This window comes from Chitinophaga japonensis, assembly GCF_007830125.1.
Lineage (GTDB): Bacteria > Bacteroidota > Bacteroidia > Chitinophagales > Chitinophagaceae > Chitinophaga > Chitinophaga japonensis.
On the sequence record NZ_VLLG01000002.1, the window covers coordinates 994,985 to 1,018,015 of the forward strand.

The 23,031-nt window shown below is 51.7% G+C and carries 22 protein-coding genes; 8 read left to right on the forward strand and 14 right to left on the reverse strand.

Annotated elements, in window-relative coordinates:
* The first annotated feature begins 22 nt into the window (after positions 1 to 22).
* Both LX66_RS03875 and LX66_RS03880 read left to right on the forward strand, forming a co-directional pair.
* Positions 23 to 952: a helix-turn-helix transcriptional regulator gene (locus LX66_RS03875; protein WP_145710572.1), complete on the forward strand. Its 930-nt coding sequence runs from the start codon at positions 23 to 25 to the stop codon at positions 950 to 952.
* A gap of 93 nt (positions 953 to 1,045) precedes the next feature.
* The gene (locus LX66_RS03880; protein ID WP_145710573.1) at positions 1,046 to 2,038 is read left to right on the forward strand and encodes an aldo/keto reductase; all 993 of its coding nucleotides are present in this window, start codon (positions 1,046 to 1,048) and stop codon (positions 2,036 to 2,038) included.
* 34 nt (positions 2,039 to 2,072) lie between these two features.
* Here the strand turns inward: LX66_RS03880 and LX66_RS03885 are convergent, their stop codons facing one another.
* Complete coding sequence (locus LX66_RS03885) at positions 2,073 to 2,417, reverse strand: translation initiation factor (RefSeq protein WP_145710574.1); 345 nt, start codon at positions 2,415 to 2,417, stop codon at positions 2,073 to 2,075.
* 11 nt (positions 2,418 to 2,428) lie between these two features.
* Positions 2,429 to 2,962, reverse strand: coding sequence for a methyltransferase domain-containing protein (locus LX66_RS03890; RefSeq protein WP_407643558.1), 534 nt, complete (start codon positions 2,960 to 2,962; stop codon positions 2,429 to 2,431).
* Here LX66_RS03890 and LX66_RS28445 point away from each other — a divergent pair, their 5' ends adjacent.
* A complete protein-coding gene (locus LX66_RS28445) occupies positions 2,963 to 3,307 on the forward strand; it encodes a hypothetical protein (protein WP_244620350.1) in 345 nt (114 codons plus the stop codon).
* A 16-nt stretch (positions 3,308 to 3,323) separates the two neighbouring features.
* On the opposite strand, the gene LX66_RS03895 is transcribed toward LX66_RS28445, so the two are convergent.
* The 3 genes from LX66_RS03895 to LX66_RS03905 all read right to left on the reverse strand — a co-directional run bounded on the left by LX66_RS03895 (position 3,324) and on the right by LX66_RS03905 (position 5,843).
* A complete protein-coding gene (locus tag LX66_RS03895) occupies positions 3,324 to 4,217 on the reverse strand; it encodes a diacylglycerol/lipid kinase family protein (protein ID WP_158642524.1) in 894 nt (297 codons plus the stop codon).
* A gap of 19 nt (positions 4,218 to 4,236) precedes the next feature.
* Positions 4,237 to 5,085, reverse strand: coding sequence for a carboxylating nicotinate-nucleotide diphosphorylase (nadC, locus tag LX66_RS03900; protein ID WP_145710577.1), 849 nt, complete (start codon positions 5,083 to 5,085; stop codon positions 4,237 to 4,239).
* A 254-nt stretch (positions 5,086 to 5,339) separates the two neighbouring features.
* A complete protein-coding gene (locus tag LX66_RS03905; RefSeq protein ID WP_158642525.1) occupies positions 5,340 to 5,843 on the reverse strand; it encodes a DUF4783 domain-containing protein in 504 nt (167 codons plus the stop codon).
* Between the two features lie 280 nt (positions 5,844 to 6,123).
* Between LX66_RS03905 and gpmI the strand changes: the two genes are divergently transcribed.
* The 5 genes from gpmI to uvrC all read left to right on the forward strand — a co-directional run bounded on the left by gpmI (position 6,124) and on the right by uvrC (position 12,495).
* On the forward strand, positions 6,124 to 7,647 hold the full coding sequence (gene gpmI, locus LX66_RS03910; RefSeq protein WP_145710579.1) for a 2,3-bisphosphoglycerate-independent phosphoglycerate mutase: 1,524 nt from the start codon (positions 6,124 to 6,126) through the stop codon (positions 7,645 to 7,647).
* A gap of 241 nt (positions 7,648 to 7,888) precedes the next feature.
* On the forward strand, positions 7,889 to 9,181 hold the full coding sequence (locus LX66_RS03915; protein WP_145710580.1) for an LVIVD repeat-containing protein: 1,293 nt from the start codon (positions 7,889 to 7,891) through the stop codon (positions 9,179 to 9,181).
* A gap of 14 nt (positions 9,182 to 9,195) precedes the next feature.
* Positions 9,196 to 9,960 carry an LSm family protein gene (locus LX66_RS03920; protein ID WP_145710581.1) on the forward strand — a complete coding sequence of 255 codons (765 nt, stop codon included), beginning with the start codon at positions 9,196 to 9,198 and terminating at the stop codon, positions 9,958 to 9,960.
* A 142-nt stretch (positions 9,961 to 10,102) separates the two neighbouring features.
* The gene (locus tag LX66_RS03925; protein WP_145710582.1) at positions 10,103 to 10,678 is read left to right on the forward strand and encodes a hypothetical protein; all 576 of its coding nucleotides are present in this window, start codon (positions 10,103 to 10,105) and stop codon (positions 10,676 to 10,678) included.
* An 8-nt stretch (positions 10,679 to 10,686) separates the two neighbouring features.
* Positions 10,687 to 12,495, forward strand: coding sequence for an excinuclease ABC subunit UvrC (gene uvrC / locus LX66_RS03930; RefSeq protein ID WP_145710583.1), 1,809 nt, complete (start codon positions 10,687 to 10,689; stop codon positions 12,493 to 12,495).
* Between the two features lie 53 nt (positions 12,496 to 12,548).
* Here the strand turns inward: uvrC and LX66_RS03935 are convergent, their stop codons facing one another.
* From LX66_RS03935 to LX66_RS03975, 9 genes are all read right to left on the reverse strand, one after another.
* Positions 12,549 to 12,812 carry a pepsin-like aspartyl protease gene (locus LX66_RS03935; RefSeq protein WP_145710584.1) on the reverse strand — a complete coding sequence of 88 codons (264 nt, stop codon included), beginning with the start codon at positions 12,810 to 12,812 and terminating at the stop codon, positions 12,549 to 12,551.
* Between the two features lie 144 nt (positions 12,813 to 12,956).
* The gene (locus LX66_RS03940) at positions 12,957 to 13,529 is read right to left on the reverse strand and encodes a DinB family protein (RefSeq protein WP_145710585.1); all 573 of its coding nucleotides are present in this window, start codon (positions 13,527 to 13,529) and stop codon (positions 12,957 to 12,959) included.
* 115 nt (positions 13,530 to 13,644) lie between these two features.
* Positions 13,645 to 14,682: a type IX secretion system ring subunit PorN/GldN gene (gene porN, locus LX66_RS03945; protein ID WP_145710586.1), complete on the reverse strand. Its 1,038-nt coding sequence runs from the start codon at positions 14,680 to 14,682 to the stop codon at positions 13,645 to 13,647.
* A 21-nt stretch (positions 14,683 to 14,703) separates the two neighbouring features.
* Positions 14,704 to 16,248: a type IX secretion system motor protein PorM/GldM gene (gene porM, locus LX66_RS03950; RefSeq protein WP_145710587.1), complete on the reverse strand. Its 1,545-nt coding sequence runs from the start codon at positions 16,246 to 16,248 to the stop codon at positions 14,704 to 14,706.
* A 59-nt stretch (positions 16,249 to 16,307) separates the two neighbouring features.
* Positions 16,308 to 17,042, reverse strand: a complete 735-nt coding sequence (gene porL, locus LX66_RS03955; protein WP_244620282.1) for a type IX secretion system motor protein PorL/GldL — start codon at positions 17,040 to 17,042, stop codon at positions 16,308 to 16,310.
* A gap of 131 nt (positions 17,043 to 17,173) precedes the next feature.
* Positions 17,174 to 18,454 carry a T9SS ring complex lipoprotein PorK/GldK gene (porK, locus tag LX66_RS03960; protein WP_145710589.1) on the reverse strand — a complete coding sequence of 427 codons (1,281 nt, stop codon included), beginning with the start codon at positions 18,452 to 18,454 and terminating at the stop codon, positions 17,174 to 17,176.
* Positions 18,455 to 18,744: 290 nt separating this feature from the next.
* The gene (locus LX66_RS03965; RefSeq protein ID WP_145710590.1) at positions 18,745 to 20,793 is read right to left on the reverse strand and encodes a thioredoxin domain-containing protein; all 2,049 of its coding nucleotides are present in this window, start codon (positions 20,791 to 20,793) and stop codon (positions 18,745 to 18,747) included.
* Positions 20,794 to 20,975: 182 nt separating this feature from the next.
* On the reverse strand, positions 20,976 to 21,641 hold the full coding sequence (locus LX66_RS03970) for a uroporphyrinogen-III synthase (protein WP_244620284.1): 666 nt from the start codon (positions 21,639 to 21,641) through the stop codon (positions 20,976 to 20,978).
* A gap of 166 nt (positions 21,642 to 21,807) precedes the next feature.
* Positions 21,808 to 23,025, reverse strand: a complete 1,218-nt coding sequence (locus LX66_RS03975; RefSeq protein ID WP_158642526.1) for a DUF4271 domain-containing protein — start codon at positions 23,023 to 23,025, stop codon at positions 21,808 to 21,810.
* Positions 23,026 to 23,031 lie beyond the last annotated feature (6 nt).

The following is a 23,031-nucleotide window of genomic DNA, read 5'->3' on the forward strand; positions in this document are numbered from 1 at the left end:
CCCGGATGCGTAACTTTGAAGTATGCCCACACAAAAAAAACAGGTTCCCCGTATACAACCGGCGCATGCCGGTATGGACCTTCTCGAGGATTATGTTTCCGGTGTAAAAGTGCCTGCCAGGGGCAGCATTGTAGTGCACCGCCGCGGGGAGCATGTTTGCAGAACCTATGTGGCCTCTTCCCGGCGGGATTATTACAAAATATCCCTGATCACCGCAGGCACCGGCATCTATACCCTGGGCGCGCAGCCACACCAGGTAGCGCCGCCCACGCTGATATTTACCCACCCGCTGGAGATAAAGAGCTGGGAAGGCACTTCCGTGGAGCAGGACGGCTATAACTGCCTGTTTACGGAACGGCTATTTGAAAAACACCGCCATTACCGGGAAGACATCCTGCGGCACCCGCTGTTCCAGCCGGGCGCGCAGGCCGTGTTACCTTTAACTTCCGCACAGGCGGCCGGACTGCAATCCATTTTTGAGCAACTGATGCGGGAATATAACAACACGGCAGCTTTCCGCCAGGAAGCCATCCTGCTGTACCTGCAGCTTTTGCTGCTGGAAGGCAGGCGCGCCGGCAGGCAGACGGATGAACAACAACAGCCGTTTTCCGCAGGACAATGGCTGGTGCAGCGATTTACCAACCTGCTGGAAAAACAGTTTCCCATTGAAAACATGGACCAACAGGTACCGCTAAGAACAGCCGGGGAGTATGCCCTTGCGCTGAACGTGCACCCCAACCATCTGAATGCTACGGTAAAACAACTGACGGGCCGCACCGTGAGCGAGCACATACGGCACCGCTTGCTGCTGGAAGCCAAGCTGCTGCTGCTGCATACGGACTGGCACATCGGGGAGATAGCCCGCAGCCTGGGCTTTGAGGAGCCGGCCAATTTCACCCACTTCTTCAAGAGCCAGGCAGGACAGTCCCCGCATATATTCCGTACGCTGTAGCACATGCTTTGATTTTTACAATTATTCCTTTGTGCCGCACAAAGGCGGTCCCGGTGTCCCTGCCTAATTTTGTAATTATTAAACTCAATTATCATGCAGTACAGAATGCTAGGAACAACAGGAGAAAAAGTATCCGCTATCGGGCTGGGGTGCATGGGCATGTCACATGCATATGGCTCCAGCGAAGAGCGGAATGACCAGGAGTCGCGGGCCACGCTGGAATATGCGCTGGAACTGGGCATTAACTTTTGGGATACGGCAGACTTTTACGGCAACGGCGCCAATGAAACGCTGCTGTCCAATATACTGCGCAGCAAACGTGACCAGGTTTTCCTGGCCACCAAGTTCGGGTTTCGGTACCGGGATGATGGCAGTTGGTATTTTGACGGTTCCCCGGCTTATATGAAACAGGCGGTGGAAGCCAGCCTGCAACGCCTGAAAGTGGATGTGATCGATCTTTATTATGCGCACCGCATAGATCCCAATGTACCGGTGGAAGAAATGGTAGGTGCCATGGCGGAGCTGGTAAAGGAAGGCAAGGTGCGCTACCTGGGCCTGTCTGAAGCATCGGCTGCCTCTATCCGCAAGGCGCATGCCGTGCACCCCATTGCCGCTTTGCAGAATGAGTATTCCATGTGGACGCGGGAAGTGGAGCAGGACGTCTTGCCCGTCACCCGTGAGTTGGGCATTTCACTGGTAGCTTTCAGCCCGCTGGGCAGGGGTATGAGCGCCGCTACCGCGGTAGACCTCAGCCAACTGCCGAAGGATGATTTCCGGCGCAACCTGCCGCGTTTCCAGGAGGAGGCGCTGCAGCAGAACGTGCAACTGGTGCAAAAGCTGGAAGCCATTGCCCGCGCCAAAAACTGCAGCACCGCACAGTTGTCGCTGGCCTGGCTGCTGGCCCGGGGAGAAGATATTATTCCCATTCCGGGCACCAAGCGTAGAAAATATTTACAGGAGAATGCCGCTGCAGCAGATATGCAGCTCAGCCCGGCGGAATTACAGGATATTAACGATATACTGGCCTCCACAGCGGTAGCAGGCGCCCGGTATACCGAGCAGATGATGAAGATGGTGAATCATTGATATCCGGATGTGCGGACAGGCAGGTGCAGGCGCATCAGCCTATCCGCACATTATACTTGTTTTCCTGCAGCCATTTCTGTACACGGTCGCGGTAGTCGCCCTGGATCAGTATCTGCCCGTCCTTTACGCTGCCGCCGGCGCCGCATTTTGTTTTCAGGGTTTTGCCCAATTGTTCGAGGTCGGCGCTGGTGCCTACAAACCCTTCTACCAGCGTCACTACTTTACCGGCCCGCTGCTTGGTATCCAGCCTTATTTTCAGCCGCTGCTGCGCAGGAGGCAGGGTATTTTCCACGGCAGCCGGTTCCTGCTCAAAAGAAAAATCCGGGTCCGTTGAATAGACGATACCGCCGCCGCCAGTGTTTCGTTTCTTCTTTGTCATAGCAGTAAAAATTAATTTTTCAGATGGTTCTTTACAAACGCCCAGTCCCGCTCCAGCAGGCTCTGCCTGGGTAAAGGAGGTGGCGCTTCCAGTTTCTTAACCCATTTGCGCAATTTCCTGAGCAGGAATTTTTCCCGGACAGGTGCTACCATCAAAGGGTTATCGTTGAATGCCCGTTTACTGAACAAATGCAATGTTATTCCATTAGTATAAAAATTACATTGAAATTTTTCGGCAAGATATTCCAAAGATTTAAGCGTATAAAACGAAATATGCTGCCCGGTTTCCGGAGCAAAATACCACCAGTCATCAATACTGCCGGGCGCTGTAGCAGGAACGATCTCCGTAGAAAACAGGATGCTATCCGCATATTCAAACATTTTTCCGATCTCCGTTAGGGGATCTGCCAGATGTTCAAAAACCTCAAACGCAGTCAACAATTCAAACTTCCCCGGGAACGGGCAATCATCCAGCTCAAAATAACGGGCAAACAGGTTTTCGCAATAACGGTCAGTGTGTAAGAAGTCAAATCCTTTGTCACGCATATGCCGGGTAAAAAAACCATATCCCCCGGCATAATCCAGAAACCGTCCGTCAGCATTGAAGAAGCTCCTGATAATACGCTCGGTTTCTTCTCCCAGCTTAAAATTCCGGCTGATCAGCCCCAGATCAAGGGAGGTAATTGCAGAAGAATAGGCTTCTTCCAGCCAGTAGGGCGCTTCGGTTTGTATAAACCCGGTTTCTCTACACCGGTAATACTGAACAGTATACTTCCCGAGCAGCTCAGCCGTAAGCAGCTTTTCGCTTTCCCCTTTTGTTATCCTGCTTTCCATATCGTTCTTTCCTTAACTAATATTATATTAACTGTAAAAACAGCCATAATATTATGATTACCTGATGTTATACCTAAGTGATTTTTTCATTTTTAATTATCATCTGCAGCGCACCCGGTTCAATCCGGATCTGCACCTGCTTATCAGTGCCCGGGGATACGGCGTCGCCGTCCACCTGCAGGTAGTCCAGGCGCGAGCCGCTGATGGTAATGCAACGGCCGGTATAATGTTCCATGTACTTTGTTTTATGCACCTTGCCCAGCAGGGAGTAAATGCTTAAAGGCAGCAGCCCCAGGAAGCTCACCGGCGGTACAATGCATACATCCAGCAGACCGTCGAAAACGCTGGCAGGCCTGGCCAGCCGGAACTCATACCCCATCTGGTTGCCATTGGCCACGCTCAGCATAAAAGCCGGTCTTTGCAGGGTATTACCGTCAATATCGATCGTATAATTGTTATCCTTATACGCGCGGAAACTTTGTATCACCAGTTTTGCATAGCCCCACAGACCGCGCTTCTCGGTATGGCGGAACTTATCGGCAACCAGGGCATCAAAGCCCAGGCCGGCATTGCTCAGGAACAGGTGCTCGTTGGCATAGCCTACATCAATCGCCCTGCGCTTGTTCTGCACAATCAACTGCAGGGCTTTCCGCACATCCAGCGGGATCTTCAGTGCCCTGGCCAGGCCATTACCGCTGCCCAGGGGAATAATGGCCAGCGCAGTATTGCTACCTACCAGGCCCTGTGCAATCTCGTTAATGGAGCCATCACCGCCCACGGCCACTACGGTATCCACGCCCTGCTGCACCGCCTCCTGCGCCAGGTGGGCGCCATGTCCCAGGTAGGCCAGGTGGGTGATCTGTACAGAAAAATCCGGCTCCGGGAGGTACTGCCGTATGACGCCTCCCAGGCGCTTTTCCCTGTCTGTGCCCGCTTTGCGGTTAATGATAATAAGGATCTTTCTCAAATGATTTATTTTACCAGTCTTATTCGACTGCTTTCAAACTCAGGTCCAGGCTTACGGCGTGATGAATGATAGCGCCTACGGAAACAAAGTCCACGCCTGTTTTAGCATAGGCTTCCACGTTATCCAGGGTAATGCCGCCGGAAGCTTCCGTTTCGTAACGCCCGTTTATAAGGTCCAGTGCGGCGGGCAGTTGCTCCGGGCTGAAATTGTCCAGCATAATGCGGTGAATGCCGCCTACTGCCAGCACCTCCCGCACATCGTCCAGGTTGCGGGTCTCCACTTCTATCTGCAGTTGGAGGCCGCGCTCCTGCAGGTACTGCTGTGTTTTGGTAACCGCCGCGGTAATGCCGCCTGCAAAATCGATATGATTATCTTTCAGCATGATCATATCGTACAGGCCCATGCGGTGATTTACGCCGCCGCCAATGCGCACGGCGGCTTTCTCCAGCAGGCGGAAGTTAGGGGTGGTTTTGCGGGTGTCCAGCACACGGGTGCGGTAGCCTTTCAGCTTTTGTACATACTGCTGCGTAAGCGTGGCAATGCCGCTCATGCGCTGCATGCAGTTCAGCACCAGGCGCTCCGCCATCAGCAGGGTGTGCACGGCCGCTTCTACTTCAAAAGCCGTTTCGCCAGGCTGCATGGGGTCTCCGTCCTTTTTAAAGGGGGTAAAAACGGTGAACCGGTCCAGGTAACGGAAGATGGCTTCCGCTACTTCCATGCCGGCCAGCAGGCCCTGCTCCTTTACGCGGAGCTGTGCCTTGCCACGGGCCGTAGGCGGGATACAGGCCATGGTGCTGTGATCCCCGCTGCCGATATCTTCCGCTAAAGCATTCCTTATAAGGCTGGTAAGCACATTTTCATTTAACATAGTGTCCAAACATTATAAATAAATGTGAAATCACAAAATCCAAATCCCAAATTGACGGCTGACACCTAACTACCTGTAACAGTCCAAATGTTATTGGCAACCTGCTTCAGATTTGGAATTTGGATTTTGGGATTTGGAATTTTAGACTTTGCGGCCCCAAAAATAAAGAGTGCCCTGCAATTAATATGCAGGGCACTGTGGTTTTTCAAATTAAAAGCAAATCACAACCAGATATATCCAGATGAATGGGTGGGTTACTTGCTTTCAAACCGCAGCTCATTCAGTACCAGGGAACCGCCTTTTTTCTGCAGGAAAAAAGAGGTGCGGAAGCTGCCGCCACTGGTGGCCATGTTACCAATACCGTAGCGGGAACCGCCGCCGGCTTCGCCCTGGTGTAAAAGCTCAAAGGATTTTACCTGGTTCCTGGAAAAGAAGTCCTTCAGTATGATCTCGGCCTGGGCCTTGCTGTAAGAACTGGACCTGCCGGCTATATTGATCTCTACTGTGTTATCGAGAAAGCGGGACAGGCTGCCGGCATCCCCTTGCTTGAGCGCGCTCACCACGTCTTCAAACGGGCCTGCCGTAGCGGGCCGTAGCGGGCGCGCAGACAGGGAAAATACCGTAACAATAGCTCCCAGTAACAGGACACCCAATATATACCTGCGCTGCGCGATCCATTTTTTTTCGCTGTTTCCTGATTGGTTGGAACCTCGCCGTATCTCCCCCGCTGTTATTGACTTTATCATGCTCGGTTTCATAAGAAAATATTGCTTTTTATTTGTCATGCCCGGTGTACATGGTTATTTCAAAACTTTTTATTGCCAACCCCAGCTGTTGCCAAAACTATGCCAGTTTGCCAAAGTATTGTTAAAATCCCATAATCGTTGTAGTTCCTAAGCAGTAATTGATACAAATATATTAATATATATAGTTTTCCTAAGCTCTAAAGTGAACCTTGTTAAATTTGCAGAAAATTAGAAAGTATCAAGTCATTATGAGTATTTTCACGGTTTTGTTGGAACAAACTTTTTAAAGGATATGGAAAAGAAAAAAGCCATACTGGTTATTATGGATGGATGGGGCCTGGGCCAGGTACCCGCTGCAGATGCTATTAAACACGCCCAAACCCCTTTTGTAAACAGCCTTTACACCCAGTACCCGCACAGCCGCCTGGTAACCTGCGGAGAAGCGGTAGGCCTGCCGGAAGGGCAAATGGGCAACTCCGAAGTAGGGCACCTGAACATTGGCGCAGGGCGTATTGTATACCAGGAGCTGCAACGCATCAATGTAGCCATCCGTGATGGCGAGCTGGCAAAGAACCCCGTGCTGCTGGATACCCTGGCCTATGCCAGGTCCAACAACAAGGCCCTGCACCTGGTAGGCCTGGTGAGCGACGGCGGCGTGCATTCCCATATCAATCACTTAAAAGCATTAACGCAGATAGCGAAGGATAACGGGCTGGAAAAGGTATTTGTACATGCCTTTACAGACGGCAGGGACACCGATCCCAAAAGCGGGCTGGGCTTCCTGGAAGACCTGATTGCCCACCTGGGCAAAACCACCGGGCAACTGGCTACCATTACCGGCCGTTACTACGCTATGGACCGCGACAAGCGCTGGGAACGGGTAAAACTGGCCTACGATGCCCTGGTGCATGGCACCGGCACTCCCACCCATGATCCGCTTACTGCCGTAAAAGCCTCCTACGCGGAAGGAGTGACCGATGAATTCATCAAGCCCATTATCATTACCAATGCGCAGCAGGCACCGGTAGGCAGCATCCAGGAAGGCGATGCCGTACTGTGCTTCAACTTCCGCACAGACCGCTGCCGGGAGATCACCCAGGTGCTGAGCCAGCAGGACTTCCCGGACTTTGATATGAAAGCCCTGCACCTGCACTATACTACCATGACGGAATATGACAAAACATATAAGGGTGTGTACGTGATCTTTGAGAATGACAACCTCAACATGACCCTGGGAGAAGTGCTGGAAAAGCATCACCTTACACAGATACGTATTGCCGAAACAGAAAAATACCCGCACGTATCCTTCTTCTTTTCCGGGGGACGCGAAAAGGAATTTGAAGGCGAAAGGCGGCTGATGGTGCCCTCTCCCAAAGTAGCCACCTATGACCTGCAGCCGGAAATGAGCGCCTTCCAGGTAACGGATACGATCGTAAAAGAGATCAACGCGCAATCCGCTGATTTCATTTGCCTGAACTTTGCCAATGCAGACATGGTAGGGCATACCGGCGTATGGGAAGCTGCTGTTAAAGCCGTAGAAACCGTAGACGCCTGTGTGGATCGCGTAGTGACCGCCGCGCTCAACAACGGCTACACGGTGTTCCTGACAGCCGACCATGGCAACGCAGACTTTATGGTAAACCCCGATGGCACGCCCAACACGGCGCATACCCTGAACCTGGTACCCTTCTTCATTATCAATAAGGACTTTAAAGGAACCGTGAAGGATGGTAAGCTGGGCGATATCGCTCCTACCATACTGCACTTTATGGGCCTGGAAGCCCCGAAAGAAATGACCGGGCAGCTCCTGGTATAATATACAAATGTGCGAATATGCAGATGTGCAGATGAATACGGGATATATATTATTTTCGCCTGAATCTGTCTACCCGTTTACATATTCGCACATTAATTCACCACTTCCCGTCCTGCATAGCTGAGCACAAAGCATTTGCACACCCGCCTGTCCACATACCCGCGCCCCGGTTTGTAACTTTCCCCGAATCTGTGCCGTTCTAATGGTGTAAAAAATATTTGCACCCCTAAAACGGTTCCCTATGATAAGATCTGTACTCTACAAACTGATCATTGCAGCATCGCTTGTTGCCTGCCTGCTTTCTCTTGCCGGCTGCCTGAAAGATACCTGTACCAGCAGCTATCCATATAAAATATACATGCCTGTATACCAGGGGCTGGACGAATTCCGTGCTTCCGTAAAAAGCGAAGCGCCACGGGAGATCGAACACCCCGGAAAAATCTACCTGTACGGGCAATACATTTTCCTGAACGAACTGAATAAAGGCATTCACATTATTGACAACAGCAACCCGGCGGCGCCGGACAAATTTGCCTTCATCAGCATTCCGGGCAATGTGGACATGGCGGTGAAGAACAACATACTCTACGCCGACAGCTATATAGACCTGGTGGCGCTGGACATCAGCGACCCGCACAGCGTGAAGGTAAGCAAGCGGCTGGAGAACATCTTCCCCGAACGGATATACGAATACGGGATACAGTCCGATACCGGCGATAACCTGCTGATCATCGACTTTGTCATAAAAGATACGGTGCTCACAGCGCCCTGTGACCAGGGGCATGCGGTACCCTACCTGTATGACATGGCCAGCAACTCCGCAATGGTGGAATTCAGCAGTACGGCGTCCAAGTCCGCAGCATCCGTTTCGCTGGGCAAGAGCGGCTCCCTGGCCAGGTTTGCGCTGCTGAACAATTACCTCTATACCGTGAACAACTATGGCTTACAGGCATTTGAAGTGCAAAACCCCTCGCAACCTGCCAAGCGGAATAACATCACCATAGGATGGGGCATAGAGACCATTTTCCCGTACAATAACCACCTGTTCATCGGTTCGATGAATGGCGTGTTCATTTACGATGCCAGCAACCCGGCATATCCCGTGCAGAAGGGTAGTTTTTCGCACGTCCAATCCTGCGACCCGGTAGTGGTGGAAAATAACCTGGCCTATGTAACGCTGCGTGGCGGCAACGCTTGCGGCGGCTTTGAGAACCAGTTGGATGTGCTGGATGTAGCGGACCTTTCCAATCCGAAGCTGCTCAAGTCCTATCCCATGAGCAGCCCTTACGGCCTGGGTATAGACGCAGGTAAGCTGTTCATCTGCGAAGGCAGCTACGGGCTTAAATTCCTGGATGCGCAGGATGCCGGCAATATCAGCACCGTAAAATGGCTGGAAGGCATAGACGCGTATGATGTGATCCCACACAATAATGTACTGCTGGTAACCGCTAAGGACGGCCTGTACCAGTACAATTATTCCAACCTGCAGGAGCCGGTGCTGTTAAGCAAACTACCCATCATCGTTAAAGAATAGCTGAATCCTCACCTATGAACAGATCAAGCAAACATGCGCTCATACTATTGCTGGCCGTGCTCTTACTGGGCCTGCTGCGGGTTGCCAGCGCACAGCAACCCAGGCAGCAACAGTCAAAGCACCACTGGGACGTGCTGTACCTGAAGAACGGCAGCGTGATCCATGGCACCGTATTGGCCCACGATTCAACTAATATCCGTATGGAGAACCAGGTAAAGGATACCCTGGTATACCCGGCGCAGGAGATAGCGCAGGTTGTCCGCGTGCCCAGGCCGCTAAGGGTAAGCAGGCAGGGGTTTTACGGGATGATAGAAGCAGGCGCCCAGTTTTCCCGGGATGAGGGAGCGGTGCTACGCGCTGTTGCAGGCTACCGCTTTGCCTGGCAGTGGCAGGCCGGCATCGGCATCGGCCTGGACGATTACGAGTTGCGCTCGGTGCCTGTGTTTGCAGACATCCGGTATGACTTCAGCCGGAAAACACATTCCCTGTTCCTCTATGCCGGGGCAGGCATCTCCATGCCCTGGCCTTCCGGCGAGCAAAAGATCGGCAACGAAGATCCGGAGCAGAAAATACCGGGGCTGTACGTACATGCAGGGCTGGGACACAAGATAAGATTGAGGAATAACAATTCCCTGCACCTGTCTGCCGGATACAGCTATGCCAGCATGACCACCAAGTATCCCATCCGTGACTGGCGCACGGGTGAGCCGCTCGGAACATATACAACTTATAACTATTCGTATAACCGAGTAACTATTACGCTGGGTTATTCGTTTTAAGTTTTTTAGTGCTCTCGACAGATTTGCTCATGCATCAGATGCGCCGTTTTCACGGCGCATTAATTTTTTGCCCCCCTTCAATGTATTTACAGGCCTTACGGGTTTTAAAAACCTGACAGGTCTTTTTTAGTAATTTTGCCACATGAACGTAAACAGATACAGGCTGCTGTGCGTAGCCCTGGCGGCGGTAATGCTGGCGTCCTGTACTCCTGGCCGCCAGCGTCCGGCGCCGGGTACGGCACACAGCGACCTGAAAGCATATTTTGAATCGGAGGCCCTTCAGGCAACAACAAAGGGCCTGCAACTGCATAAAACAGTGACACTGAACGGACAGCGGGATACGGTGATCATGCCGGCGGATACCCTGGCCCTGCAGCACCTGCTAAGGCCCTTTATAGACGCTGACATTAACAAGCCCTCCCTGAGAGACGCCTACCGTACCGATACGGTAACAGACCTCTTCAGCGGCAGCAGCTCCATCATGTACAGCGCCCGGGACGCCGGCACCAATCCTGAGCAGGTGATCCTGAACATGGATAAGGAAGGGCGGATAGCTACGGTGCATATGCTTAACCATGTGCGCAACGTGGTATATGAGTACCGGCAAAAACTGTTTTACCAGCACCTGAAAAACATCCACATTACCACTTACCAGAAAATAGCGTTTCTGCAGCCGCGTGAGCTGGATGTGCAGGTGCTGCTGGCGCCTAAAAACTGAACCGTTTTATGACAGCAGCCGAGTTTCAGCAAATATCGCACACCATCCCGCTGCAGGCGGGCATCTATAAGTATTACGGGGAGGAAGGGGAACTGCTGTATGTAGGCAAAGCCAAAAGCCTGCGGAAGCGGGTAAGCTCCTATTTTGTAAAAAACCACGACAGTTTCAAGACCCGCAAGCTGGTACAGAGCATCCACCACATCGAGTTCACGATCGTCAACTCGGAACAGGATGCGTTCCTGTTGGAAAATTCACTCATCAAGCAGTTCCAGCCCAGGTACAACATCAACCTGAAGGATGACAAGACCTATCCGTACATCGTGATCAAGAACGAGCCTTTCCCGCGGGTGTTCCTTACCCGCAACCTTACCCGCGACGGCTCTGAATACCTGGGGCCCTTTACCTCTGTGGGCCGGGTACGGGAGCTGCTGGAAGTGATCCGGTATAACATTCCCCTGCGCACCTGCAACCTGAGCTTAACGGAACAGAACATACGAAAAGGCAAGTTCAAGGTATGCCTGGAATACCATCTGGGCAACTGCAAAGGTCCCTGCGAGGGACTGCAGACGGAGGATGACTATCGCGCCGGACTACAGCAGGTGAGAGACATACTGAAAGGCAACCTGTCGCCGGTACTGGGCATGTTCCGGGCGCAGATGCAGGCATGCGCGGGCAACATGGAATTTGAACAGGCGGAAATACTGCGTAAAAAGATAGAAAGCCTCCAGGCCTACCAGGCCCGCTCCACCATCGTAAATGCGCGTATGGGACATGCCGACGTGTTCTCCATCCTGAGCGACGGCAACCACGCGTATGTGAACTACCTGCGGGTGCTGAACGGCAGCATTGCCGATACCAAGACCGTTACCCTGGAGAAAAAACTGGAAGAAACCGATGAGGAAGTGCTGGCCTACGCCATTGCCTACCTGCGCGATGCATTTAAGAGCAATACGGAGGAGATCATCGTTCCCTTTGCGCTGGACTACCCGGAAAAGCAGGTAACGCTGACCATTCCCAAAGGCGGGGATAAGAAAAAGCTGCTGGAGCTGTCTGAAAAGAACGTGAACTATTTCAAGGAAGAGCTGCGGCGCAAAAAGATACTGCACCTGGAAGGCAAAACGGACGACGAGAAGAAGAAAGTGCTGTACCAGCTACAGGCCGACCTGGAACTGCCGGTATTGCCGGTGCATATAGAATGCTTTGATAACTCCAATTTCCAGGGCAGCTACCCCGTAAGCGCCTGCGTGGTATTCAAAAACGGGGTGGCCTCCAAAAAGGATTACCGGCACTTCAACATAAAAACCGTAGAAGGCATCAACGACTTTGCCTCCATGAAGGAAGTGGTGTTCCGTCGCTACAAGCGCCTGCTGGCGGAAGAAGAACCGCTGCCCCAACTGGTGATCATAGATGGCGGCAAGGGACAACTAGGTGCGGCCATGGAAAGCATCCGGGAGCTGGACCTTATTGGCAGCATGACCGTAGTGGGGCTGGCCAAGAACGAGGAGGAGATCTTTTTCCCCGGCGACAAGGAGAGCATCAAGCTGCCCTTTAACAGCGAAAGCCTGAAGCTGATACGCCGTGTGCGCGACGAGGTGCACCGCTTCGGCATTACCTTTCACCGGCAGAAGCGCAGCAAGGGCACGTTCAAAAATGAGCTGGAAAGTATCAAAGGCATCGGCAGCACTACGGCTACACAACTGTTGCAAACCTACCGCTCTGTTAACCGTATCAAACAGCTTTCAGAAGAGGAGCTGACGCAGGCCGTGGGCACGGCAAAGGCACAACTGATATGGAAGTACTTCCACCCGGTTAATTAACACGCTGTGCTCCTATGTGCGTAACACAGGAACGCAACGCCTTATTTTAAAGTCTAGCCCATACGCCAAAGCGGCCCCGAAAATACTGATATATCTATCCCCATAAACCCGCTTATGCAAGGGCTTACCCCTTCATCAGTTACCTTGAGCACATAGTCCGTTGGCGTTAGCTCAAAGGTCTGTCCGCCTAATGAGATTTCAACGTCTGGCAAAATTGATATAAGACCACATAAAACGTCATATTCCCCTCCCCCACTGACATTCATCAATTCACTCCGGGAAAGCTCAACAAATTGACAGGATTGTAATGTTTCCATAAAGCCAGGTTTAACTGAAAAAAAATTATCCGTTTAAGGTCGGTTATTAAATCCTGTCCACCTAACCATGCAGGTTTTAAATTATCCGTCAGAACTATAAAAATTTTTTTTACCCGCATACATATTTATCATCACTGGCGCCTCTCAGGCGCCAACAGCCCGCAGCGCCTGCTGCACATGCCGTTCTTCATGCGCGATAAAGAAGCGGAAAGTATCCCCTAAAGAGAATTTCAGCCAGTCATTCAGGCTCGTGGGCACTTTCAGTTGCTGCAGGCTGGTGCTGCGGGCCATTTCCAGCAACTGCAGCAATTGCTGTTGCGATACCATGAATTCATTCAATACCGGGGCAGCGTCCAGGCCGGGCACAGGGCGCGCATTCTTTGGCGCGGGCATCCGTACCGGCAGGGAGCCATCAGGCTTGGGTTGCATCAGGCGGGTAAACAGGTTGCCCAGCCAACTGCTTTTAAAAACAGGCACGGGCGGCAACTGCCGCGCACGGCCCAGTTGTATGGCCGTAGCCAGGTGGGGCAGGTAAAAACGGCTGTAGGTATTCAGGTGCTCCAGGCACTGCACGGCGCTCCATTTATCCTGCGCAGGCGGTAACTGCAGCACCTGGGCGGGCAGGTGCAACAGCTTTTCCTCCACAGCAGATGATAATCCCTTTACCTGTAGCTGTAGCTGATCCAATAACGCAGTACTGTCAAATTTTGCGGGCATATTTCCGTGTTTGGGGTTTTACTGCAAATGTAGGGCATAAAAGCTACAAGGCCACAAGGTGATCAAACCTTGTGGCCTTGCAGCTTTATCAATTGCGCTACCTAGCGGTTCAGCATCAATACTGCCACAGATCCTGTTCTTTGTTGAAGATCTGGTTCTTGATCCGCTCCCCTTCGAGCAGGCGCATTACACCATCCTTGATGTAGTCCTTGATCTCGCGGTTGTAGGCGTTGTTCTCTTTTATCACGAAGCTGGAGAAGAAACGCATTTCAAACAGGTCTTCCCAGCTCATGGAAGCGGCGTCGTTATTCTGGTTATATACGTCGAATTTAGCCAGTACAGGGCGCAGGTCGGGGTAATACACCCAGAACAGCGGTATGGAGGCACGGAGCGAGCCGTCTTCGTTCATACGGGATACCATCGGCGCAATGCCGAGTATGCGTACTTTCAAAGCAGAGGCTTCCTTGTCGAACACCCATACTTCCTTGATCTTGTACTGCACAATGGTGCGGGGATCAAATTCATCGCGGGTAGTTACCAGCTTTTCTTCGCCGGTTACAGGGTCTATACTGCGTACGGTCCTTTCCTCACCGGCGGTTTTTGTCTGAATTTCTTCGTAGGACATAGGTGTGGTAAACCGGTCGTCAATAGGATTGAACGCCTGTACTTCTCCTGATTTGATTGCGCTCAGTAATATGTTAACGAAGAGCTGGTTCACACCATTCTCATCTTCCACGTTGTATTGGAAGGGAAGGTTCATTTTCTCGCGGATGTCTATTACCTGCCAGATACGTTTTTCCCAGAACTTGTCGTCCTCGCGGATATTGTCGTAGGCAATAGGCACGCGGTCCCTTACAGAATTCTTGGAGGTAACGCCATCTACACGCAATGACTTGCGCGGGGTGTCTACCACCGGCGTGCTGATATCGTCGGGCCGCAGGGGAGTAGCGGCGGCATCACCTTCTGCAGGCGCCGGCGGCGGCGTTACCGCGTTACCGGTGGCAGGGTTCACTACTTCTTCTTCCGTAGTAGTGGTGGTGGTGGAGGTACGGCGCCGGGTGGTTCCACCCCTGCGCTGCGCCTGCGCTTCTGCAGCCAGGAATACCAGCAACAGGGCACACCAGCTTATTCTTTTAAACATTACTGCTCGCATAGTTCAGTAATTTTATTACTGTTAATTTAATTTAAACGAAGTATTACCCATGCTTCGTACAATGCCGTCCGGACCTTTAACTTTCACGTTATCAAAGTACACCTGGTCGCCGGCACGCAGAGAGCGGATAGCGGGCACTACGCTGCTGGGGAAGTAGGCGGAATTAGCGTCACCTTCCACATAGTCGCGGCCGCGGGATTCAATACCTACACGGTAGCTTACTACATCATACCTTACGCCTTCGAACTCGAAGTTTTCCAGGTCGGCCCTTAAACCGCCCTGTACTTTAAAGTCGGCAGCTTTCATTACGCCGCTTTTGTTCATACCCACCTTCAGTACGGGGTCAGGTATCATTTTTACGCGGAACTCCTTGCTGCCCAGGCTTTTGGTTTTACCGTCCACATTGGCCGTTACATTGATGATGGCCCTGCCGGGATTGGTAACGGTGACAATATAGTTGCCGGCTCCCTGTTTGCGGATGTTGCCCACGCTGATGGAAGCATTCACGCTTTCAGCAGGCACACCGGCCGCAGAGATAGAGATCGGGTTCGGCAACCCTATGTACAGCACGTTCATCTTATCGGCAGAAATGGAGGTGGTAGAAGCACCTACATTATAGGTTTCGGTGAAGTTATAGGACTCCATCTCCCCGTTAGGCTTAGGCAGGGTAATGGTACCGGAGATGGTCTTTTCTCCTATACCGGACACCGGCATGGTAAAGGTGCCCAGCCCTTCGGAAGCCTGGATGGTCTGTCCGTTTACCGTAATGGTAGGGTTCACGGTGCTGCTGTAAGCGCCTACGGCGATCTGTGCAGTCAGTGTTTGTCCTTCCATCAGGTTCTTGGAGTTCAGAGAGATAAACGGCCTTACTTTATCGAATTTAAAGTTGTCGGCGTCTATCTGGCGGAACAGCTCGTCAATTACCAGGGCCTCGGAGTTCTTGATATCGTTCTGGAACTTACCGAGAATGGTTACGGCAGCGATCGTGGGCACCATGTTAAAATGGTAAGTGGTCCAGGATTTGGGCTTTACGCCCACGCCGTCGTGCCCGGTGTTCAGCTTGCTTACTTCAATCTTCAGGGGCAGTGTTTTTTCAAACTGCGCCTTAAGTTTCGGATCGATATAGGTGAGCAGCCTGGTGCGCAGCTCTTTCAGCTTGCCTTCCAGCGCCGGGCCCTGCTTCTGGTTTTCCATTACACGGGTAGGCGCATCGAGGTTGTCCTTTGATTTGATCTCCCCGTTCTCGTCCCTGCCGCCGCTTTCCTGGATGATCTTCTCCTTTAAGGATTCAATGTAAGCGTACATATCACTGGACAGCTTTTTTACCTGCTGGGCTTTGGTCCTTAGGGGGCCTACTTTCAGCGGGTTTTCGCCCATTTGTTTTTCAAACTGGTCGTATACAATGTTGTTCTTGTCAGTGATAGAGCTGTTGGAAGTATTGATAGAATTATTTACAATATTGAATGCGTTTAATATTTCAGCAGAAACGTTCAATGCAAGCATGGCCGTTAAGACCAGGTACATGAAGTTGATCATCTTCTGCCTTGGATCTTTAGGTAGTGCCATAGTTTGTTTTCAGATTTAATTGTTTACCTGTGATGTTAACTCAAAACTATTAGCGTACCTTATCTTCCGTGCATAGCGCTCAACATGTTACCATAAACAGTATTGAGATTGCTGAGGTTCTTGGCCAGCAGGGTGATCTGCTCCTGCGTTCTTCTTGCGTCGTCGATGCTGCCGCTCATGGCCTGAGAAGTGCTCAACAGGTTCTTGTAGAAGTTGTTCATGGCCTTGAGGTGATTATTGGTGTCCTGCAGCTCCAGTTCATAGATGGCGTTCAGGGAAGCCAGGTTTTTGGTCATGCCCTGCATCTGCTCATGGAAATGCCTGGTGGATTCTGATGCACTGTTGAAGGAAGAAACCGCCTGTGCAGCAGTAGTATATGCCATAGCCACGTTGCCGATAGCGCTGGCAGCTTCCCTTGTTTTCTGGGTATAGTCGCCGGTGGCCGCTACCACGTCGCTGATGTCTCTCATTTTATCTACAGTAGTACCTAATTTCTGGAAGTTCTCGCTGAGACGCTGCAGGTTGGCAGGTGTAATGTCTGCTTCCTGGAGCATTTTGTCCATACCAGCCACAGCGGGGTGACCTGCATAAGCCACTTCTGCCGGTGCCGGGGTGGCAGAGGTATCCGGTACAAAAGCGTACACGAAGAAGATCAGCGCTTCCACGCTCAGACCCATGATCAGGGCGATATCAGCGCCGCGCCAGTGCTGCAGTTTGAACAGTGCACCGATGATTACTACGGAAGCTGCAATACATACAAAGAAGTTCAACCATTTCGCTTTGTTAGGATTCATAGCCATAGGTTAAAATTTAATCTGGTTAAAGTTAATGAAGGTTAAAGTTGTTGTTACGGAATAGTTATTGCTCAAAGATTTGCGTTGCGCGTACATGATCAGGTTTCTCTCAATATACATGGCTATTATTTTTACTTCTTGTTGAAATCGTTCTTGGAACGGCTCAGGAAGGCGATGGTGCATCTGAAGCCTATGTATGATTTTGCACTATCCTGATACTCGAAAGAACGGGTACCTGTTTGCAGGAAATAACCGATATCTTTCCAGGAGCCACCCCTTACGGATTTACGCTTCATCTTCGGCACGGCATCATCGGGTACATCCATACGGAGGTAAGGGTTCATATCAGAAGTGAAAGAATACGCATTCTCATAGTAGATATCCTGCGTCCATTCGGCTACGTTGCCGGACATGTTGTACAGGCCGTAATCATTGGGCCAGTAGGCATCTGCCCGTACGGTGTAGAAGCCGCCGTCTTCAGGATAGTTACCGCGGCCGGGCTTGAAGTTGGCCAGCAGGCATCCTTTTTTGTTACGGATATAGTAACCACCCCAGGGGTAGGGCGTTTGTTCCCTGCCGCCGCGGGCTGCGTATTCCCACTGTGCTTCGGAGGGCAACTGGAATTTATCTTCCGTAAAGAGCTTCTTGGAGTTGCGGTAATCTTCCCAGAACTTGCTGCGCCATTCGCAGAAAGCGCTGGCCTGGTGCCAGGTAACGCCTACCACCGGGTAATTGTCAAAAGCCGGGTGCCAGAAGTACATACGGGTCATCGGCTCATTGTAAGCGTAGGAGAAGTCCCGGATCCAGCACAGCGTGTCGGGATAGATGGGCACGTCTTTCTTTACAATGAACTGTGAGCGGGGCTTGCCGTGGTTCTCACGCAGCTTGGCCTGGTCCCAGTTAAAGGTTTCCTGGTGGTATACGAGTTTATATACATCGATCTCCTTTTTATTGTAGAGCCGGTCTTCCGGGGCATAGATCATGGCATCTATCTTTTCATAGGTAGCCTGGTCTTTCCAGTTGATCTTCTGCTTCCAGTCGATAATGTCTATATCACCATCTTTTTTCACATGGCCCAGCAGGATGTGGGCAATGGAATCGCGTACCCAGTTTACGAACTGGCGGTATTCGTTGTTGGTGATCTCGGTAGCATCCATGTAGAACCCGGAAATGGAGATGGACTTGTTACGGGCGGTGAACGCATAGTTCACATCCTCGTCACTGGGGCCCATGTGAAAAGTTCCGGAAGGCACATACACCATTCCATATGGTACAGGAGGGAAATACCTCGGTCTGGGGCTCACTCCTATAAGTTGCCCTTGCGCATTCTTGGGAGTTTTGCCACCTCCGCAGCTTGCGAGGAGGCTTACCAGCAAAATAGCGAACAGACCACTAGAATAATTAAGCTTCATAAGGGTAGCTTTCAATCTGATAAATTAGTCTTTCAAAGGACCAGACGGAATTTGCCGTAAGTTTTCCACAAAAGTGTTGACATATGACTTATCCACATCTGAATTGGTGCAAGATAACAAATGTAACAATTATTTTTAATCCGTAGTATCTTTTCGTACAACTTTTTCAATTCCGATCAGTACCTACGGCAATAACATTAAACGTCGTTTTTAACATTTTATTATATAAATCCGTTGACATTTGTTCAATTGTTCACCCTTATGCCTTTAATAGTACTGCAAGTTAATAATTATTTTTTTAAATTAATTATTTCTTCTATATAATTAACAGGCTTAATGCAATGATAATTTTCACATAAATAGATGAGCGTTTCTCCCGCACGCTCCCGCTGCTGCAGCAAAGGAAAGCCCGGCTGATCCTTCTCCGCTCCCAGCAGCACCTTGAAGGGAATGTAACAGTCATTCACCTCCTGTACCCGGGCCAGGTACTCCGGCCCTACCACGGCCAGCTCCCGGGTGCCCTTTACCATCTGCAGGATAGTGGAGGCCCATACGCCAAAGGAAGTAGGGTAGCGGACCACGGTTTGCGCCAGCCGCGCCAGCATGTCCAGCGCCCGGCCGTCCCAGTGCCGGTTGTCGAAAGCAATGGCCAGGTACCAGAGGTTGGCGGCCATCACGGCATTGCCGCTGGGCGTGGCCCCGTCGTACACCTCCTTTTTCCGTACGATCACGTCCCGCTGGCCTACGGTAGTATAATAGAAATAGCTGCCTGCTTCATCGGAGAACCGGGCTATGACCAGCTCCACCAGTTGCCGGGCACGGGAAAGCCAGTCCTGGTTGCCGGTTACCTCCTGCAGCAGGATGAGCGCCCTTACCAGGAAGGCATAATCGTCCAGGAAAGCGGGATGCTTTCCCTGGCCGGCTTTCCAGGTATGATAAAAAGCCGGCTCATTGCCCTCCCGGCGCATGTGCTCCCAGCAAAAATCCATGGCCCGTACGGCCATATCCAGGTAATGCGGGTCGCCCAGTGCAGCATAGGCTTTGGCATAGGCATGAATCATCAGCGCGTTCCAGCCCAGGAGCACCTTGTCATCCAGGCCGGGGCGCACGCGGGTGGCGCGGGCAGCCAGGAGCTGCTGCCGGCTTGCGTGCAACTGCTCCTGCAGGGCACCGGCATCCAGTCCTTTTTCCGCTGCAAATGCAGACAGGGGGCGCTGCACCCATAAAATATTCTTTCCCTCCCAGTTGCCAGGTTCGGTAACATCATAATATTCACAGAACAGGGGCGACTTTTCACCCAGTATTGCGTCTACTTCCGCCTTGCTCCAGGTGTAGAACTTTCCTTCCTCCCCTTCCGAATCGGCATCCAGGGCAGCGTAAAACCCGCCCTGCGCATCCGTCATCTCCCTTTCCACAAAAGCCAGTGTGTCCTTAATGGTCTGCGCATACACCGGGTTGCGGGTAAGCTGCCAGGCCTCGCAAAGCGTGTCTACCAGCAAGGCATTGTCATACAGCATTTTCTCAAAATGGGGGGCCAGCCACCGGTCATCCGTGCTATAGCGGGCAAACCCGCCGCCCAGTTGATCGTACATGCCGCCCTGCAGCATTTTGTCCAGGGAAAGGAGGGCCTGCTGCAAGGCCTCCGGCGCATCAAAACTGTGGTGATAGCGCAGCAGGTATTGTATGGTGAAGGTGCCGGGGAACTTGGGCGCACGGCCAAAACCGCCCCAGGTCTTATCTGCCTGGGCCATGATATTACGGAAAATGGTATCGCACTGCTCGCGGTTGAACAGCTCCTCCCTGGGAATGTTCACAATGGAGGCAGACAGGGTACCAAACTGGTTGGACTGGGAAAGGTGGCCCGTCAGGTTGCTTGCCTGCTCTTCTATATCGCTGCGGCGCTCTTTAAAGGCCTGGGCCAGCGCCAACAGCACCTCTTTCCACGAAGGACGGTTGTATGCCTTCACGGGCGGGAAGTAGGTGCCGCCGTAAAAAGGTCTTTTATCCGGTGTCAGGAATACGTTGAGCGGCCATCCGCCGGCGCCGGTCATGGCCTGCACGGCGTCCATATAAATGTGATCCAGGTCGGGGCGTTCCTCCCGGTCTATCTTGATATTGATAAAATGCTCGTTCATGATGCGGGCCGTTGCTTCATCCTCAAAGCTTTCCCGCTCCATTACATGGCACCAGTGACAGGCCGCGTAACCGATGCTGACCAATATAGGCTTGTCTTCCTGCAAAGCCTTCTGCAGGGCTTCCTCCCCCCAGGGATACCAGTGTACGGGGTTGTGCGCGTGCTGCTGCAGGTACGGACTTGTTTCTCCGGCTAGTTTATTCACAATTCACACAGGCTATGGTTAAAAAAAAGCTGCATTTGACCGGGTAAGTTGGCCTTTGCCCAATATACTCATATTCAGCAAAACCAGCAACAGTACAGGCCCCTTCCTGTTTTTTTTGCATAAAAAAAGGGACGGCGTTATGCCGTCCCTGCAAGTACGTTTATTTTTCAGAGATCGCAGGATTATTTTTTGCTTAAGTCTGCGAGATATTGTTCCAGTGCGGCCACCATAGAAGGGGCTTTAGGCGCAGGCGCCTTTACATCGAGGCGCAGCCCGGCCTGCTCCACGGCGGCGGAGGTGGTAGGCCCGAAGGCGCCGATACGCGTGCCGTTCTGCTGGAACTCCGGTACGTTCTCGAACAGTGACTTCACGCCAGAGGGGCTGAAGAACACGATCATATCGTATTCCCTGGAAGCCAGTATGTCCTTTACGTCGTTGGATACCGTTTTATAAAGGGTAGCGGCAGCGTAATCGCATTTATTGGCGCGCAGCCATTCCTCGATATCCTTTTTCTGGCTATCGGAGCTGGGGAACAGGAACTTTTCATTGTCACGATGCTTGTTCATCACTTCCAGCAGGCTTTTGGTAGAGCCGTCTGCCCCATAGAACACTTTGCGTTTACGATAAAGAATGAACTTCTGCAGGTAGAGCGCGATGGCTTCGGTATTGCAAAAATATTTGCAGTCCTGCGACACTTTGATCTTCAGCTCTTCACAGATCCTGAAGAAATGGTCCACCGAATTACGGCTGGTAAAGATGACCGCTGTAAAATTCAGGATATCGATTTTTTGTTTCCTGAACTCCTTTGCAGACAATCCTTCTACCCTTATGAACGGGAAAAAATCCAATTTTACATTGAATTTTTTAGCCAGGTCGAAATAAGGGGATTTCTCAGTTTCAGGCTTTGGCTGGGAAATAAGGATCGACTGTACGTGATGTTTTACTTGCAAATCTGTTTTTGGCCCGCCTTTAATCATACTTAAATTTGCTCTTGTGTTAACAATTTAGCAGTAATCAAGGATTACCGGTTAACCAGATCAGCAGCACCTTCGTTAAAATCAACACTGGCACTACTTCGAATGCGCAAAGGTAAAGAAAAAAATGCAATTTACTGAACGATAGGTACTGCTTTACCACTGAATAGGACCTAATGTATCTGTAGCCAACCAGTAAGATTATAAAAAATATTGAGATATATAGAAAGGTCTGCGCTATTCCCGGCTGGCAGAAGGCCAGTATCACCAGGAAAGGCACCAGCATAATACCCACGACCTTGTTGATCAGGTAGAGGATAAAAATATACGCGTCTGCCAGATCGGCATTACCGAAAAGCCAGCCGCAAAACCGCAACACCAGGTATTTTACGATGTACACCAGGGCCACCAGGAGCACCAGGCCGGGTATCAGCAGCCAGGCGTCCGCATTAAAAATATACTGCTGCCGGTACATCAGCAGGTAGAAGTACACACCCAGGCTGATGGCGAAAAAGGTATTCAGTAAAAAGTTGGGAAAAGGCGACTGGGAGAGCTGGTCCTTTAACTGGCGCTGGCTGAGCGTGGGGTTCAGGAAAGCCCTGAACAGGTCTGAAAAATATTTCAGGTAGGACATCCGGATGATACCCAGGAGCAGCACAATGCCCCCGATCAGGTATACCAGCCAGTCGAGGTCCTTGTAGGGACGTAAAGGATTGAGCTGGAAATAACGTGGTTTGTCGGGCTTTAAAAAGACATTGCTGTTTGCCAGGCTACGCATAAAGTTGTCATAGGCCGAAGGCCGGTTCAAAGGTAGCTTAGACGGCTGCGATGCCGTAACAGTGGTATCGATAGCGGCGGTAGTGGCAGTGCGGGCTGCCTGGGCCGGCGGAGCCGCGCTGGCAGCCGGCGATGCTCGGCCGGCCGTGCCGGTACGCCCCCTTTGCAGCGAGTCTGCCGCCTGTTGCGGACGCACCACGGTGCGGGGACGGGCATTGCTCACTGAATCCGGTTTGGGCCTTTGAACAACCGTGCGGACCGGCGCTTTCTTCACCGTATCGGTGGCCCGCACGGGACGCGTAACGGTACGGGGCCGGGCATTCTGCTGCGAATCCGCCACCTGGGGAGCACGCGTCGCCGCTTTGGGCCGGGCAGGCAGCCGCCCGCTGTCCACCGTTTGTTCTTTGCTACTGTCCGTTTGCCCGTATACCTGTAAGCCGCTGAATACTAATATGAAGAGGAATAGTAACCCGTTTCGCACCAGAAT

Excerpts from the sequence above, each read along its gene's own strand:
- LX66_RS03875 (WP_145710572.1), top strand. The coding sequence starts at position 23 with ATGCCCACACAAAAAAAACAGGTTCCCCGTATACAACCGGCGCATGCC.
- LX66_RS03880 (WP_145710573.1), top strand. The coding sequence starts at position 1,046 with ATGCAGTACAGAATGCTAGGAACAACAGGAGAAAAAGTATCCGCTATC.
- LX66_RS03885 (WP_145710574.1), bottom strand. The coding sequence starts at position 2,417 with ATGACAAAGAAGAAACGAAACACTGGCGGCGGCGGTATCGTCTATTCA.
- LX66_RS03890 (WP_407643558.1), bottom strand. The coding sequence starts at position 2,962 with ATGCGTGACAAAGGATTTGACTTCTTACACACTGACCGTTATTGCGAA.
- LX66_RS28445 (WP_244620350.1), top strand. The coding sequence starts at position 2,963 with ATGCCGGGTAAAAAAACCATATCCCCCGGCATAATCCAGAAACCGTCC.
- nadC (WP_145710577.1), bottom strand. The coding sequence starts at position 5,085 with ATGTTAAATGAAAATGTGCTTACCAGCCTTATAAGGAATGCTTTAGCG.
- LX66_RS03905 (WP_158642525.1), bottom strand. The coding sequence starts at position 5,843 with ATGAAACCGAGCATGATAAAGTCAATAACAGCGGGGGAGATACGGCGA.
- gpmI (WP_145710579.1), top strand. The coding sequence starts at position 6,124 with ATGGAAAAGAAAAAAGCCATACTGGTTATTATGGATGGATGGGGCCTG.
- LX66_RS03915 (WP_145710580.1), top strand. The coding sequence starts at position 7,889 with ATGATAAGATCTGTACTCTACAAACTGATCATTGCAGCATCGCTTGTT.
- LX66_RS03920 (WP_145710581.1), top strand. The coding sequence starts at position 9,196 with ATGAACAGATCAAGCAAACATGCGCTCATACTATTGCTGGCCGTGCTC.
- LX66_RS03925 (WP_145710582.1), top strand. The coding sequence starts at position 10,103 with ATGAACGTAAACAGATACAGGCTGCTGTGCGTAGCCCTGGCGGCGGTA.
- uvrC (WP_145710583.1), top strand. The coding sequence starts at position 10,687 with ATGACAGCAGCCGAGTTTCAGCAAATATCGCACACCATCCCGCTGCAG.
- LX66_RS03935 (WP_145710584.1), bottom strand. The coding sequence starts at position 12,812 with ATGGAAACATTACAATCCTGTCAATTTGTTGAGCTTTCCCGGAGTGAA.
- LX66_RS03940 (WP_145710585.1), bottom strand. The coding sequence starts at position 13,529 with ATGCCCGCAAAATTTGACAGTACTGCGTTATTGGATCAGCTACAGCTA.
- porN (WP_145710586.1), bottom strand. The coding sequence starts at position 14,682 with ATGCGAGCAGTAATGTTTAAAAGAATAAGCTGGTGTGCCCTGTTGCTG.
- porM (WP_145710587.1), bottom strand. The coding sequence starts at position 16,248 with ATGGCACTACCTAAAGATCCAAGGCAGAAGATGATCAACTTCATGTAC.
- porL (WP_244620282.1), bottom strand. The coding sequence starts at position 17,042 with ATGAATCCTAACAAAGCGAAATGGTTGAACTTCTTTGTATGTATTGCA.
- porK (WP_145710589.1), bottom strand. The coding sequence starts at position 18,454 with ATGAAGCTTAATTATTCTAGTGGTCTGTTCGCTATTTTGCTGGTAAGC.